This is a genomic window from Paenibacillus sp. OK076 (genome assembly GCF_900110055.1).
Taxonomy (GTDB): Bacteria; Bacillota; Bacilli; order Paenibacillales; family Paenibacillaceae; genus Paenibacillus.
Map to the genome: position 1 here is coordinate 3,831,157 of NZ_FOCH01000001.1, position 14,800 is coordinate 3,845,956.

General features: G+C 49.3%; 11 protein-coding genes. 1 reads left to right on the forward strand and 10 read right to left on the reverse strand.

Translation table 11 applies throughout. The features are described 5' to 3' along the window. Positions 1–79: 79 nt before the first annotated feature. The 4 genes from BMY78_RS17040 to BMY78_RS17055 form a co-directional block, all read right to left on the reverse strand. Positions 80–895, reverse strand: a complete 816-nt coding sequence (locus BMY78_RS17040) for a carbohydrate ABC transporter permease (protein ID WP_090900976.1) — start codon at positions 893–895, stop codon at positions 80–82. A gap of 160 nt (positions 896–1,055) precedes the next feature. Continuing rightward, a complete protein-coding gene (locus tag BMY78_RS17045) occupies positions 1,056–1,928 on the reverse strand; it encodes a carbohydrate ABC transporter permease (protein ID WP_175383100.1) in 873 nt (290 codons plus the stop codon). A 3-nt stretch (positions 1,929–1,931) separates the two neighbouring features. Beyond that, positions 1,932–3,206: an ABC transporter substrate-binding protein gene (locus tag BMY78_RS17050; protein WP_090900979.1), complete on the reverse strand. Its 1,275-nt coding sequence runs from the start codon at positions 3,204–3,206 to the stop codon at positions 1,932–1,934. 222 nt (positions 3,207–3,428) lie between these two features. After that, positions 3,429–4,610: an LLM class flavin-dependent oxidoreductase gene (locus tag BMY78_RS17055; RefSeq protein ID WP_090902542.1), complete on the reverse strand. Its 1,182-nt coding sequence runs from the start codon at positions 4,608–4,610 to the stop codon at positions 3,429–3,431. Positions 4,611–5,125: 515 nt separating this feature from the next. Between BMY78_RS17055 and BMY78_RS17060 the strand changes: the two genes are divergently transcribed. After that, the gene (locus BMY78_RS17060) at positions 5,126–5,998 is read left to right on the forward strand and encodes a helix-turn-helix transcriptional regulator (RefSeq protein WP_090900982.1); all 873 of its coding nucleotides are present in this window, start codon (positions 5,126–5,128) and stop codon (positions 5,996–5,998) included. Positions 5,999–6,133: 135 nt separating this feature from the next. On the opposite strand, the gene BMY78_RS17065 is transcribed toward BMY78_RS17060, so the two are convergent. From BMY78_RS17065 to BMY78_RS17090, 6 genes are all read right to left on the reverse strand, one after another. After that, positions 6,134–7,057 carry a hypothetical protein gene (locus BMY78_RS17065; protein WP_090900985.1) on the reverse strand — a complete coding sequence of 308 codons (924 nt, stop codon included), beginning with the start codon at positions 7,055–7,057 and terminating at the stop codon, positions 6,134–6,136. Positions 7,058–7,065: 8 nt separating this feature from the next. Continuing rightward, entirely contained in the window at positions 7,066–8,433 is a 1,368-nt protein-coding gene (locus BMY78_RS17070) for a nucleotide sugar dehydrogenase (RefSeq protein WP_090900989.1), read from the reverse strand. Between the two features lie 138 nt (positions 8,434–8,571). Further along, complete coding sequence (locus BMY78_RS17075; protein WP_090900992.1) at positions 8,572–9,375, reverse strand: response regulator transcription factor; 804 nt, start codon at positions 9,373–9,375, stop codon at positions 8,572–8,574. A gap of 286 nt (positions 9,376–9,661) precedes the next feature. Next, positions 9,662–11,059, reverse strand: coding sequence for a glycosyltransferase family 2 protein (locus tag BMY78_RS17080; protein WP_177185755.1), 1,398 nt, complete (start codon positions 11,057–11,059; stop codon positions 9,662–9,664). A 22-nt stretch (positions 11,060–11,081) separates the two neighbouring features. Beyond that, complete coding sequence (locus BMY78_RS17085) at positions 11,082–12,293, reverse strand: HEAT repeat domain-containing protein (RefSeq protein WP_090900996.1); 1,212 nt, start codon at positions 12,291–12,293, stop codon at positions 11,082–11,084. A 26-nt stretch (positions 12,294–12,319) separates the two neighbouring features. After that, positions 12,320–14,545: a hypothetical protein gene (locus tag BMY78_RS17090; RefSeq protein ID WP_090900999.1), complete on the reverse strand. Its 2,226-nt coding sequence runs from the start codon at positions 14,543–14,545 to the stop codon at positions 12,320–12,322. Positions 14,546–14,800 lie beyond the last annotated feature (255 nt).

Sequence of the window (14,800 nt, forward strand, 5' to 3'; positions counted from 1 at the left end):
TGACACTAAACCATTATTATGCAGAATGATCCAGAAATCAATGTAAAATACGCATATCCGTTGATCTTCTACCTATTCCTTACCCCTTGAGTGAACCCGCTGTCAAACCTGCTACAAAATAACGCTGGAGCAGAATGAACAGCACGATCATCGGAATGGCTGTAACCAGCACACCGGTGAGCATCATCGGATAGTTCGTCACGTATTCCCCACGGAACTGCATGAGTGCGAGTGGTAACGTTAGCTTAGATTTACTGCTGAGCATCAGCATCGGAATAAGCAGATCATTCCACACCATAACGAGCAGGAACGTAGCTGTTGCCGCCAGAGAAGGTGCAGCGAGTGGTAGCGCAATTCGTGTGTAGAGCCTCCACTCGCTTGCTCCATCCATACTGCCCGCTTCCAGTATTTCTGCATTCAACATACGCATGAAGCCTGTCAGCATAAATACGGAGACAGGCATTAACATCGCTGCTGATACTACAATGAGTCCTGTCAGACTGTCCGACCATCCAAGCGTACGCGTCAGGGAATAGATCGGCAGCATGCTCACTTGGGAAGGAACGATCAGCCCAGCCACGAATAAAGCAAACACAATTTTGCCCACGCTGCCGCCCCAGCGGACAATGGCATAAGCAATCATACTGCTGAGCAATAACTCAATCGCAACCGTACCCAGCGTTACGACCAGACTGTTCCCGAAGTACTGCCACATCGGCTGGTTGCGGAACATGCCCGTAAGATTATCCCACGTAAACGGGTCCGGCCAGCTAAATGGACTGATGAAGAAGTTGCTGCTCGTTTTGAACGATGACACAAATACAAAGTACAACGGCACGATAATCAGCAGCGCGTACACCAATAAAACCAGGCGGTTGAACCATTTTAAAAACATATAAATTCCCTCCCTTCTTCCTTAGGTCTGCTGCCAGAGTCCGTTAAAATTAATCATTCCAGCCCTCAAGTTATTTCAACTTAATGGACTCAACAACTCGTTCAATAACTCATAGTATTCTCAACTTCCATGCTCACGAACATATCAATCCGTCCAATCGTTAATAGCTTACCCGGTCGGCACGCAGCGCCTTGAACTGCAATAACGTCAGCAAAGCGAGCAGAACCAGGAAAATCATCGAACCCGCAGAGGCGAGGCCAAATGAGTAGCTGCCAAAGGCGGTATGATAGATATATGTCGTCAAAATTTCAGTAGCGTAGTTCGGGCCTCCGTCCGTCATGGTGAAAATGAGGTCAAACGCCTTAAACGATTGAATCGTCGTATAGGCAACAACAATCGTTGCCGAAGGTGCAAGCAGCGGCCAGGTCACGGTACGGAATACCTGCCATTTGCTGCCGCCATCCATACGTGCTGCTTCATACAGCTCTGCCGGAATGCCTTGTAGACCTGCGATAAACACGATCATCATTTGCCCGGCATGTGCCCAGACCTGTACCGCGGCAATCGAGTAGATGGCGATCTTCGGATCACCAATCCAGTTGTGGGCCATGCTCCCCATACCTGCCTCGTTCAATCCATAGTTAATCAGCCCGATCGAAGGATCATACATAAATGCCCAGATCAGACCCACCGATACGGAGGACAGAATCGCAGGCAGAAAATAGAGCGCCCGGAGTGCAATGCGTGTCTTGGTGTTGCGTACCAGGAGCAGCGCCAGAACAAGTGAAATAAACGTTTGCGCAATGACAACCGTTAACATGAACTCCACGTTGTTGCCAAAGGCTTTGCGGAATACGATGCTGCTGAGACTGTCCTTGTAATTATCCAGCCCTACAAATGCATACGACGGGGATACCCCGTCCCAATCCGTAAAGGAGTAGAACAGCCCCGTCAATGTAGGAAATACGAACAGTGCAACGTACAGCAGCAACCCGGGTAACAGAAACAGGGATAGCTGAATACGGTTCTTCATCGTTTATTTCCCGATATGCTGATCAATGATCGCCTGTGCCTGCTGCGCTGCTTCTTCAGGAGAAGTGCCGCTCAGCACAGCCTGAATGGAGTTCGTCACTGCTTTCTGATTATCTCCATTCAGGATGGTAAACCGTGGCTGGAACACGGTCTTTTTGCTCGCCCAATCTCCGGCAACCTGAAGCTCAGGTGTATCGTACTTCACATCATTTACCGTTACATTCTGTCCCGTCTGGTTCGCATATTCACCAGCCACTTCCGGATTGCTCAGGAACTCGATGAACTTCTTCGCTTCTTCCGGATGTTTGGACTTACTGTTCACCGCGAGCATAAATGTCGTGGTATGAACACCTTCATACTTCGCCTGATCTGCACTTACGGTAATCGGTGCAAGCAGCTTTTGCTCCAGATTCGGATTTTGCTGTTTGTTCTGAGCGAGTTGATACGATCCACTTGCGAGCATCGCTGCTTTTTCCTGAATAAACAGCGCTCCCGCTGCCGGGTCTTTCGTGCCCAGTGCGTCCTGCTGGAAGTATCCTTTGTCGTTCAGTTCTTTGATCTGAGTTAATGTTTTCACCCAGAACTCATCCGTCAGTTTGGCTTCGCCAGCTTCTACTTTGGTAAAAATGTCGTCACTCGGCGCATTGTTCATCACCATCGTATTCATGAATTGGCCCGGACCAATGTCCGCTCCAGCAAAGGCAATCGGAATAATGCCATTGTCTTTCAGCGTCTGGCAGAGTGCCAGGAAGCCTTCCCAATCCGTCGGTGGTGTCAATCCATATTTTTCGAACAGCTTCACATTATAGATTGGATCGTTGTATACGAGTTGATAAGGGATTGCATATTGCTTCCCATCGTGCTGGCCTGCTTCAATTAACTTAGGATTGTATGCAGACAGAAACGACGATCCAGTCAGATCGGTGAACAATCCGGCTTTGGTGAAGGCTTCGAACTGTGCACCAGGGAAGGAAGCAAATACATCCCCAACTGAACCATCACTGATTTTGGATTGTACAGTGGATTGATATTGGTCCGAAGGAAGAGTCTGCATTTCCACATGGATGTTCGGATTTTCCTTTTCAAACGCATCAATCGTCTTGTTCAGTGCTTCCACATCCTCTCCACGCCAGTGCATGAAGCTGATTGTTACTTTGCCCGAACCGGAGGAATCGCTCCCTCCTGATGCCGCGTTATCCCCGCCGCCGCAGGCAGACAGCAGGATGGACATCACCAGCATACTGACTAGGGGCAGGATATATTTTTGTTTTTTTCTCATGAAAGAAGACCTCCTGAAGGATGATTAATGTTCTATAAGGTCAACTAAAGATTGTTTATACTGACCACTCCGATGACAGAATAACCTTCCGATCGCTGTTATCCCCAGATTTATTTGATTTCTTTTTTAAAAGGATAAATCCGGTGATAAAGGCGAACGCTTCGCTTCTTCACGTTATTTCTGTCCTCTCCGTTTTCGTATAAAAAGATTAGTTGAACTTATTTAGTTGGTAGTAACTGAATGCTTCTTCTGTCTTGTTTTCCACTTCTCACGAATAATGGGCATCACAGTCCGGCCGAAAATTTCGGCTTCTTCCAGATGCGGATAACCGGACAGAATGAAAGTCGTCACGCCCAGATCTCCATATTCCATCAATCGTTCTGCAACCTGTTCTGCTGTACCCACAATGAGGATGGCACCGCCGGAACGCACAACAGACAAACCTGTCCACAGGTTGGGGCCTACGACGAACTGCTGCTTCTCGGACAGTTCCCGCAGCTCATTCTGTCTGCGTTGGTTGGTTGCATCCGTCTCTGCGAAGGCTGCTTTGGCTTTTTCGATGGCCTCTGGTGGTACTTTGCTAATAATCTCCCAAGCCGCCGCCCATGCTTCTTCTTCCGTTTCCCGGATGAGTACCTGTGCCCGCATGCCGTAACGCAACTGGCGATCTTGTCCGGTTTCCTCTTTGATCTGTTCGCGAATGACTTCAATTTCTTCGATCTGCTCCTGAATCCAGTCATGCGGCTCGCCCCACATGAGGAATGTATCTGCGTGTTCAACAGCGACCCGTTTCGCAATCGGTGAACTTCCACCCAGATAGAACGGCGGATACGGTTTTTGCACCGTTTCAGGCATGCCTACCGGACCTTTAAAATTGTAATACTTACCGTTAAACTCCGAATTATCTTCGGATGCTTCCTCATTCGATTGAGCACCACTTCCGGCAAACTCGGTCAGATTGAGCCCGGCCGATTGTGTCCATGAACGCTTCATCACTTCCATGTACTCGCTCGCCCGTTCATAACGTTCATCGTGAGCATGAGCCAGTGGATCTCCCAGTTCCTCCAAATCCCGAACCGAACTGCCTGTCACCACATTGATCATGGCACGACCACCAGACAGTTGATCCAGTGCAGCTCCCATACGCGCCGCCAATACAGGGGTGACCAGACCTGGACGAATGGCGACAAGCGGACGCAGTGTTTTCGTGTGACTCATAACAGCCGAACCCACAACCCACGCATCCAGACAGGCTCCCCCTGTCGGAATCAATACAAATTCAAAACCTGCCGTCTCCGCTGTCTGCGCCACTTGAATCAAATAATCCAGGCTCGGCTCCCGCTCCGGGGCAACCCCCACATACTTTCCGTCTCCTGCTGTAGGCAAAAACCAACCAAACTTCATCTCTTCCTGTTCGCTCACGCAAGTCAATCCCTTCTATGAATAAATAAAGTCTCATGTTAAAAATAAGATCGGTGTTGTGCAACATGGCCGTTCCGGGTACGAATCGTTCTTTCGATCGCTGTTATCTCCAGATTTTTTTGATTCACTTTTCCAAGGGGAAAATCCGGAGATAAAGGCGAACACTGCGTTTCTTCCAGAATCGATTTCGTCCCCTCCACTACGTTCGCACTCGTTAAACCTTATTTTTAAAGTGCGCCTAATTTCTAATCAATTTATAAGTACGTACACTCCCAAATGCCGATAAAATAACTTGGTTTAATAGGTATGGACATCATAACAATTGATTTGTCTGTGATCAATGTCATTTCGCGGTAATTTCATTTTGTCATTTTGTGGTGAATTCACAGGAATAGGTCTTCTCGATCTTGAATATTTACAAAACCCACCTGTATAATAGGTTATAAGAGAAACTTTCAGAGATTACAAACTATACTTATATTAAAGAGGTGTTCCTGATGATCGAGAGCATGAAGGAGGACCACCACGAGTTTTTGGATATTATTTTTTTTACTCCGTCTGAATTCGAAAAAGCCGGTGGAGCATGGCCGATTCGAATCGGTCGTAATATAGCCAAGAGCAACTATCATATCGGCCCGCGAACGACGCCTTTTCATTATTTAATTTTTGTTCTGGAGGGCGAGGGTACTTTCATACAGAACGGACATCGGTACTCCCTCCGTGCCCGTGATGCTTTCTGCCTGTATCCACAGGTTACCCATGAATATTGGTCCGACCCGAAGGAATCTTTGCACAAAATTTTCATTGCCTTTGATGGAAAACATGCAGCTGAACTTCTGACACGAATCGGGCTTACCCCGGACACGCCGCATCGCTCAGGTGTACTTACCCCAGAGACGGCAAGTGGCATGCGTGCTTTTATGGAAGAGGTTCGCAAACCTCAGGGAGGCGCAAGCGACCTGGGACGACTTACTCGTTTTCTCGGATTGTTTGACCGAATTGCCAAATCTCCCGCTACCCGAGTGCTTCAACCAGACTCTGCCACACCATGGCTGCAAAAGGGGAAGGAGTACATGGATATTCACTTTGCTGGCGGCATTACTGTGGAAGGTGTATCTTCACACGCAGGCGTGGATCGGACCCATTTTACCAAACAATTCCGCAAAGCCTACGGCCTGTCTCCTGTCCAGTACATTCAACGTCTCAAAATGAATCAGGCCAAACGGCTGCTTGTTCAGACCCCGTTAACGTTAACTGAAGTTGCGCACTCGGTGGGTTACCCCGACCTGTTCTCCTTCTCCAAAGCGTTCAAAAAGCAGGTCGGTCTGCCACCCAACCGCTATCGAACGGCCGAGAACAACAAAAGCTGATTTGCCCGCAAACCATGCGTACCCTAAGCAAACCCAAACAAAAAGGCAAGCCTCCTTGACCGGAGACTTGCCTTTTCCTCATGACATATGACAGTGCTCTTTCTGTAAACGGCATACACCTATTATAAACACCCGCTACTTCTTCTCCTCGCTCTTTCGAGCCAGCGGAATTCCGTTTTCCTTTGCATACCATGCTTCATAATGATGCACTGCGACACCTGCAAAGGAGGAATGAGAAGCGCCGAGATCAAACACTTTCTTCATTTCTTCGTCCATATTGGTGATGGATTTGCTGAAAAAGGTTAGATGATCGCCCTCATGCGTGTCCGCCAGTTCGGCTCCAACCCATACTTTCTTGCCAAGCTCATCCGCTTCGTCCAGCTCTTCCTTGGACAGATCATACATCTGCTGACCACGATCCCGATAAGCCATGATGGCTACCGCATCAAAGTGATCAATCACCCAGCGGCTGAATGTACCTCCGCCTTCTGCCGACTCGCGTGCATCCAGCCAGAAAGGGATTGCGGCGCTCATGTAGAGTCCAGCATCCTTACCAGCTTGGGTCCACGCCTTCATGTTGTCGCTCCACTCCGCAATAACGCTATTCTGCTCGTTCTCCCAGCGTTTTAGCTGATAAGGCTCCACATCCAGCTGAATTCCCTCAAAGCGTTCATTTTTGGCCGAAGCTGCATTGTATGCCCGTACTTTTTCAATAAACGCAAGTCCCTCTTCCCGCTTCTCCGTATAGGCCCAGTCTGCATGACCGTTAAGGGCATGCACTTCGATCTCAGCCTGCCGGGCAGCCGCGATGAATTTGCGGTATGTCGCATCGGGTACCTCATCCTGAATTTGCAGGAAAATGGTATCCACACCCTGCGATTTGGAGAAGGAGATAATCTCAGGTGTCTGCTCCGCAATAATGGAAGCGTCCCACAGCCAGGTCGCTTTATGTTCCTCATGTGAAAACCATTTGAGTAGCCAGGGCAGAAGAAGCAGGCAGAACAGCAGGGCCAAGATGGCCCATTTTGCTTTCACCGTCAGTTTGCCCCACTTGTTCATCAGATTCCTCAGACGAGCAACGCTTCACTTGGCTCCAGCACAGGGTGCTGTACCGAATGACCAATCTTGTAAATGTGCGGATGTGTATACGTTTTGAACGCGTTACGTGTATCCAGGATCGGCACACCCATCTCGGCAATATCAAAGTAAGGCAAATCGCTGTGGTTGGTAATCAGCACGATGCAATCGTACTTCTTGAACTGTTCCAGATTGAACGTTTCGCTATATACTGTCTCGCCATGTTTGTCCCGGAACGATTCAGCATGCGGATCATAATAGCTGACATTAGCTCCACCTTCCTTGAACAGTTCATAGACTTCCAGTCCTGGGGACTCACGCAAATCGGCGATATTCGGTTTGTACGACATACCAAGCAACAGAATGTTGGATTTACGTACCGATTTCGCATACTCATTCAGAATGGTTGATGTTTTGTTCAGTACATAATATGGCATGTTGTCATTGGTGGATTGCGCCAGCTCAATGAATTTGCTGTAGAAACGGAATCCTTTGGCCTTCCAGGACAGGTACATCGGATCAAGCGGAATGCAGTGACCACCGATGCCAGGGCCCGGATAGAAAGGCATGAAGCCAAACGGCTTCGTCGCAGCTGCGTCGATAACTTCCCAGATATCGATGCCCATACGGTCACACATCATGGCCATTTCATTAACAAAGGCAATGTTTACGCTGCGGAACGTATTTTCCAGCAGTTTGGACATTTCAGCCACTTTGGGTGAAGATACAGGTACAACCGTTTCAACGTATTTGCTGTACAACGCTGTTCCCAGCTTGAGGCAAGCTTCAGTTGTGCCCCCGATTACTTTTGGTGTATTAAAAGTAGTGAATCGTCCGTTGGACGGGTCCACACGTTCAGGCGAGAAGCACAAGAAGTAGTCTTTGCCTGCTTCGTGTCCGATTTTGTCCAGCTCATCCTGGATCAGTTCTTCCGTTGTACCCGGATAAGTGGTGCTCTCCAGTGTAATCAGCATACCTGGTTTCATGTGCAGTTTAATCTGATCCACAACCGTCTCGATATAAGACGTATCCGGGTCCTGATTTTCACTGAGCGGTGTAGGTACGCAGATGCTCAACGCGTCAATCACGCGCAGCATGCTGTAATCCGTTGTAGGCTGGAAGCGGCCACTTTGCATCACTTTTTTCAATTCATCGGACGAAATATCGTGAATATAGGAATCTCCCTGATAAATGCTCTCCACTTTCGATGCATCCAGATCAATCCCGATTACCGTGAAACCCTGATTGACCATTTCCACCGCAAGTGGTAATCCTACGTAACCGAGCCCGACCACGCCGAGCACCGCTTCTTTATTTTCGATCGCATTCAGTAATGTGTGGAATTGTTGATTCTCCATGATATTCCCTCCGGGCAGTGTATTTTTTTGGTTGATTGACGAATCCATTTGATAGATGTTTGTCTGTAAATGTACTTATTGGGCTGATAAAAATGAATGAAGGCTATTGGCTTCTCTTGGCTTTGCTTGTGGTTGCATTTAGTGCAGGCAGCGCCTGATTCGGGCATCCAGCTCCACAGGTGAGAACGGTTTGGTCATATAATCATCGACTCCGCTGCGGAAGCATTGGCTGATCGTTTGCTCCACACGTTGTTCCGTCAATACGACGATTTTGGGCGGCTGCTCCACATCCAGGTTCTGAATATGTTGAATGAACGGCAGGCCATCAATGCCATACAGGTTCAATTCGGTCAGCACCAGGTCAGGCGTGAGTTTCTCAATCAGTTCCAGTGCAGCCAGTCCATCCACCGCTTCATAAGTTTCATACCCCTGCATCTTCAGACGCAATTGCAGAAACTCGCGTACCGTCGGATCGTTATCCACAATCAAAATTCGTTCCGGCTCGTCTGCCGTCTTGTCCAGCGTGTAGATATGAATCTCCGACGGGTCTACCAGCTTGGCGGACTCAGCCATATGTTGAATGGTTGCCTTTGAAGGACGCTCACCTGCCGGGAAACTTGCCAGCGTAATTTGCGGATCGGCACCAGGTACCGTCTCCTGCAATTCATGCTTGATGCGAAGCCCCTCATAATGAACCTCATCCAGTGTCAACCCTGGCAGCAGGACAGCAATCGCCTGTGTGGCTCCATCCTGCCAGACCTGGAAGGCAGACTCACTGGTCTGCTCCAGATATGTCCTGACCTGCTGCTCCGGCTGAGACTGCCCTGCACAATGGATGAACATTAAGCCGCATGTTTCGGCACCCGTTTCTTTCAATCCCTGTTCTACACTGCGGTACACATTAACGGCAGCCTCACGCTGCAATGTCGCCGTATTTGGCATGTTCTTTTCCACCCTTCTCCCTCGGTTATCTATACAAGTCCAACTAATGGGTATTTACACTGACACTTCGATGACAGAACAACCTTCCGATCGCTGTTATCCCCAGATTTTTTTGATTCCTTTTGAAAAGGTTAAATCCGGGGATAGCGTATGCTTCCGATGTAGCTTTCTTGTAGAAAGCATGTAGCTTCGCTTCTTCAGGTTATTTCTGTCCTCTCCGTTCTCGTGTAAATGTTTAGTTGAACATCTATATTGTTTCTGCTGTATTACTTTAATTACGCTGTGCTTAAGCCGCCTCGCTTGTCTTCTCTTCTTCGGACCAGCTTTGGCGTGTCATGGTACCCCATGAGTTATTGTTTTGCATGAACTGGATATGCCCCTGCAATCTCCACAGCACGCCGAGCTGATGATAGCCGACGAATTTCAGAGCGGAGTAGAACAGCATTTTGACCAGATCCGATAGCTTGTTATACCGCTTGAATGCAATTTCCTCGAGCACAAGTGCTCCCACACTCAGCAGATAACCACTCACCACGTTGAGCAATCCAAACAGAAGAAGTATCGGCCACTGAGTCATATCCATCAGTACATATCCCGTGAGAGCGAGAAGTCCGGTAATGCGGAAATACGGGTTCAGCGCTTCAAAAAGGATATTGTACGGCATAGTCAGCATGCCCATGACTTTATATTTCGGGTTGAACAACATGCCGCGATTCTCGATCATGTTCTTCAGATTTCCACGTCCCCAGCGCTTGCGCTGACTGGACAAGATCCGGTAGGAATCCGGCGCCTGCGTCCAGCACACGGCTTCAGGGCAGAAAGCTACGCGGTATTTCAATTTGTTCTCCAGCATATAACGGTGAAGCTTGATGATAATGTTCATGTCTTCACCCGGATAACCGTCCCGGTATCCCCCAACCGCAATAACCGCATCCTTGCGGAACATGCCGAAGGCACCCGAGACGATGATCAGACCATTCATGTGACTCCAACCGATCCGTCCGCCGAGAAAGGCTTTGAGATACTCGATGGACTGGAACATTGGCCAAATCTTGCGAGGCAGTGAAACGTCCTGCACTGCCCCATTCTCGATTTTGCAGCCGTTAGCTATCCGTACATCCCCACCAATAGCCACCGTCTCTTCCGGATTCTCCATATACATGCGAGCCATACGAATCAGGGCATCCTTCTCCAGCAAAGAGTCGGCATCGATGGAAGAAATCAACGGATAATGAGACAGGTTGATTCCGGCATTGAGGGAATCGGCCTTTCCGCCGTTTTCCTTGTCAATGACATACAGGTCGGGGAATTCCGGATTGTGGTAGATCCCGCGAATTTTCTGACAGGAAATCTTGCCCCGAATCTTCGTGTTGGGTACCGGCTTCAGACGATATTCTTCCAGCAACACCTTTAAGGTGGTATCGCTGGAACCATCATTCACCACGATGACTTCATACGTTGGATAATTCAGCGTCATCAGGCAGTTTACATTTTCAATAATCGTCAGTTCCTCGTTGTATGCAGGCACCAGCAAGGAAACCGATGGTACCAGCTCCGAGCCTGACAACGTATTGTATTTGGAATAATGCGAACGCCTGAAGATTGTCCAAATGTTACGGAATGATAAGGCCAGAATCGAAAAGTAAAGCGTATTTACGGCAACGACATAATAGATTGCAACCATGCCGTAGATTAATAGTAGATCTCTAAGCAGTGTAATCCCCTCCTACCGCAGCCACACCTGTACGTTTCTTGCTTGGTGTCCGGTTCCCACGTACGGGACCGAAGTACCGATCATACAGCAGCCTTTTTTTGTTATGTGCAATCATCTGGTCAACGGCTTTGTGGTCTGTTCCTGAGTGCTGCATCGTACTCTCAATCTGCTGCATTGCAATTTCCCGTTCAGCACCTGTGCCCTCCACAGCGGCCTGACACAAGGCTTCAAATCCCGGTTCGCCCAGCTTGCCCAGGCTCTCCGCACTGTTATAGCGTACGCCCCAATCTTCATCACGCAGCGCTTTGCGCAGCAGTGGAATGCTGCCTGACGCATGTTTCGAACCGAGCGCCTGCACCACTTCGGCACGCACCTCCGGGTCCGAATCCTGCATAAGCTTCAGAATGGTCTCGTCCTGAAGTGCCGGACTTGCGCTAAGGTACAGCTTCACCGCTTCTGCCCGTACATCCTGATGTTCTGCACCAACGAGTCTGTCGAGTGCAGGCATCACTTCCGGCACAGCTTGTCCCCACATCGCAACCAGTCCCACTTTGACAAAGTCAGGATTGCGATCTTCCAGCAACTCAATCAGAATTCTGCTTGGTTCCAGACTGGTTTCGAGCAAAATATCTGCTGCCAGATGATGAATCGATTTTCCTTTGGTCAACAGCAGCGCGAGCATGTCTTTCAGTTCACCCTGACGGATCGTACATCTTGCGATCGAACGACCAATCATAATCGCCATCGGACCAGGCTTCTCATCCTTAAGCAATTCCATCAAGCCTGGAACGGCCTCCGGACAACGCATGCCGCCCAATCGATAAGCTGCATCAATCTGGCGTCCATAACGAATACGACTCAGTTCCTTCAGATCATGCTCTACAAATCCGGCTTCACGGCAGAGTACAATCAATTTGTTGCGATACTCGCCCTTGAACTGATCAATCCATTCAATAAGCTTGCTCTGGATGACCCGACGCTCCAGCGGGGCCAGCTTCCCAGGTGGCAATTTCAATGGACTGTCCTCTGTCAGCGCCGTCTGCAGATACGTAAAGTAGTCACGCTGCTTTAATTTATAAAACTCAATCTTGCGCCGTTTGCCGTTGTGGGACATTTTCATGGCAAACAGCAGGATTACACCTACAACGACAAGCGCCGTACAGATGTATAGAAATAGATAAGCCAAAGCCAAATTCGGAAACATGTGAAAAGGTCCTCCTTTATACTCATTTATTCGGTCTGAAAACTTGGAATTTGTTCATACCGTTTCTTCATTTCCTCGTAGCTCAGTTTCAGTCGTTCACTGTACTGTACCTGCTCCCAGGGCTGCCAGCTGTATATAGGCAATGTCTTCACATCCAGTGTCTTCTGGTCACCACCAGGCCAAGAGATATTTCCAGTAGAACGATCCATTAGCCACGGAACCAGAGTAACGCCCTTGACTGCGACCGTTTCGAATTCCCGTCCACCTTTCAGCGCTCCGTACTTGATCGCTTGCAGTGAACTTGGGTCACCGAATCCAAGCAGCATCCATGGAATACGCATCTCAACCTGATTACCGTTATATTGCCAGGCGGTTAACGAATCGGTATCGGATTGATCTGGAGCTGTCGTTCCGCGTTTCAATGTACCGACCTGCTCATTCATGAACGGTTGGGCGGACCGGGTATCCGGTGGGGTCATCCGCAGGCTGACTGCCAGGTTCCATGGATGGAATGGATCTGCCGCATTCTCTTGCTCCTCGGTCAGCATCCCGTAACCGTCCTTGCCATAGAGGCGCTGGTTAAAGTCATAGTCCTTGGCGATCTCCACTTGTGATTCATCATCCTGCCCCAATGTAATCACCGTTTCGAGTCCATCACTCAGCGTTCGATCCGGAAGTCTCGTACCCGGCTGATTCCCACCATCCAGCGTATCCGTTCCGATGCGCAGCAAGGTCTGGTCCGGGTCAAAAGGTTGATCCAGCGTCATGCCAATGTACAGGTAGGCTTCATCATGGGTGATTTTCATTTCCTTGATGCCGTCTACCTTACCTTGCCAGATGGTGACCTCTTCCTTCTTCAGCGCATTCCAGTCATCCAGTTTCCCGTCGATGGTCAGCTGTTCCTGCTTACCGGGGTCCATGGCGAGCAGACCGAACATCTTCTCATTCGTCAGCACGTTCAGCCAGTAGGCCCGCCGATCAGCTGGAATTTCCAGCGGCATCGTGTTCCAGGTTTTTTTGAACCACTCATCCTGCCACATGAACAAAATCGCTCCCGCATACCCCTCATCATAAATATCCTGAGTCAGCGATGCGTCGATCTCGCCCTGCTCGGCCTCGTTATGTCCGCCCTGATCCCGACCTCCCATACCCAGATGGGAGATCCCAAGCGAAGACGGTACACCATACTCTGTAATCATTACAGGCATATCGGAAAACTCGGCTTTGAGCTTGCGCAGATAACTTTTGTACGTGTTGTACTCGCCGTTCTCATCCTTGATGGTCTGGAGTGTCTGGTCCGTATGGAACAAGTCCGGGTAATAAGGGTACACATGGTATGCGGCAAAATATCCGCCCTGCCACTCTTCCGGTTGAATATGTCGCGCATCCACACTCACCAAATCCTCTTCGAACAGCGGCTCGCCCGGATGATCCAGCACATCGGTGGTTACCCAATTGGTGAAGGTCATCGGATGCTCCCATCCGTATTTCTTCTCCAACACGGCGGTATAGTCCAGCAGCTCTGCCAGCCAATTCTCGAACGGTGATGCATCCTGCGTCCCGGAAAAATGAACGCCTTTGTACTGCGGCACGTCGGGGTGACTCTCATTCGTGTTGTTCACCATCGAAGGGTCCCACTCTGTTCCCACATGCCAAGCCATTAGATATTTCCCGGCATTCGTCTTGTATTTGCCGCTTGACTCTCCCGGTTTATCGGGAATGTCCGCATCCCCATATACAGCCGATACCGCCTTTTCAATCTCCTGTTTGAACGTCTGCTCAATATGGTCAGCATAGGCATCCTGCTTCTCGATCAACTCTTCTTCCGGCGACCATATGCCCTGTATAAAATATAACGGTTGCTCCCGGCCACGGTTATACTCAACCAATGCGTTGTAAAAAACCGGCTCATGTACCGTGTACACCCGGATGACATTGGCCCCCAGATCCTCAATCTGCTGGAACCACTTCAAGTAATCCTCTTTCGTCAACGGAAACTCGCCCGGGTAATGTCCTGGTGATGTCGCGCCCAGGTTCACACCTTTCACGAACATCTCCCGCCATGCGCCATCGGGTCCATATTCCATGAACCGGTCTCCATCGGTCTTGAATTTCATCTCCGTGCCATTGTCCGCTGTGTACGTAACGAGCTGGGGCTGCATATAGTGCCATCCGGCAAATATTCCGCCTGTCACTATGGCCGCTCCTGCAAACATCGTTAGCAACCAGCGTCTACGTCTTCGTCTGCTCATGGCTCTTAATTGCTCACCTCTCTAGTATGCATCCTGCTTCATCTGCGGATCTTAAATGACATGAAGGTCTGCGGGTAATCCCGCATCGGATGTCCGCTTTGGGTAGAGATGTCAGCGGTGTAGTTCTCACTATAGCTCTAAGACTCTGCATTTGTAACTAGGCTGATGGAAGCAAACGTGAACTGCAACATTCTGCCCATAATTCGTAAAATGCGCCATCAACTAGCATCCAGGAGTCCTCTTGCTCTTATGTTC

What these genes read in the sequence shown, in the direction of transcription:
- BMY78_RS17090 (WP_090900999.1), bottom strand. Translation starts at nt 14,545, where the DNA reads ATGAGCAGACGAAGACGTAGACGCTGGTTGCTAACGATGTTTGCAGGA.
- BMY78_RS17045 (WP_175383100.1), bottom strand. Translation starts at nt 1,928, where the DNA reads ATGAAGAACCGTATTCAGCTATCCCTGTTTCTGTTACCCGGGTTGCTG.
- BMY78_RS17050 (WP_090900979.1), bottom strand. Translation starts at nt 3,206, where the DNA reads ATGAGAAAAAAACAAAAATATATCCTGCCCCTAGTCAGTATGCTGGTG.
- BMY78_RS17055 (WP_090902542.1), bottom strand. Translation starts at nt 4,610, where the DNA reads ATGAAGTTTGGTTGGTTTTTGCCTACAGCAGGAGACGGAAAGTATGTG.
- BMY78_RS17040 (WP_090900976.1), bottom strand. Translation starts at nt 895, where the DNA reads ATGTTTTTAAAATGGTTCAACCGCCTGGTTTTATTGGTGTACGCGCTG.
- BMY78_RS17065 (WP_090900985.1), bottom strand. Translation starts at nt 7,057, where the DNA reads ATGAACAAGTGGGGCAAACTGACGGTGAAAGCAAAATGGGCCATCTTG.
- BMY78_RS17085 (WP_090900996.1), bottom strand. Translation starts at nt 12,293, where the DNA reads ATGTTTCCGAATTTGGCTTTGGCTTATCTATTTCTATACATCTGTACG.
- BMY78_RS17075 (WP_090900992.1), bottom strand. Translation starts at nt 9,375, where the DNA reads ATGCCAAATACGGCGACATTGCAGCGTGAGGCTGCCGTTAATGTGTAC.
- BMY78_RS17070 (WP_090900989.1), bottom strand. Translation starts at nt 8,433, where the DNA reads ATGGAGAATCAACAATTCCACACATTACTGAATGCGATCGAAAATAAA.
- BMY78_RS17080 (WP_177185755.1), bottom strand. Translation starts at nt 11,059, where the DNA reads ATGGTTGCAATCTATTATGTCGTTGCCGTAAATACGCTTTACTTTTCG.
- BMY78_RS17060 (WP_090900982.1), top strand. Translation starts at nt 5,126, where the DNA reads ATGATCGAGAGCATGAAGGAGGACCACCACGAGTTTTTGGATATTATT.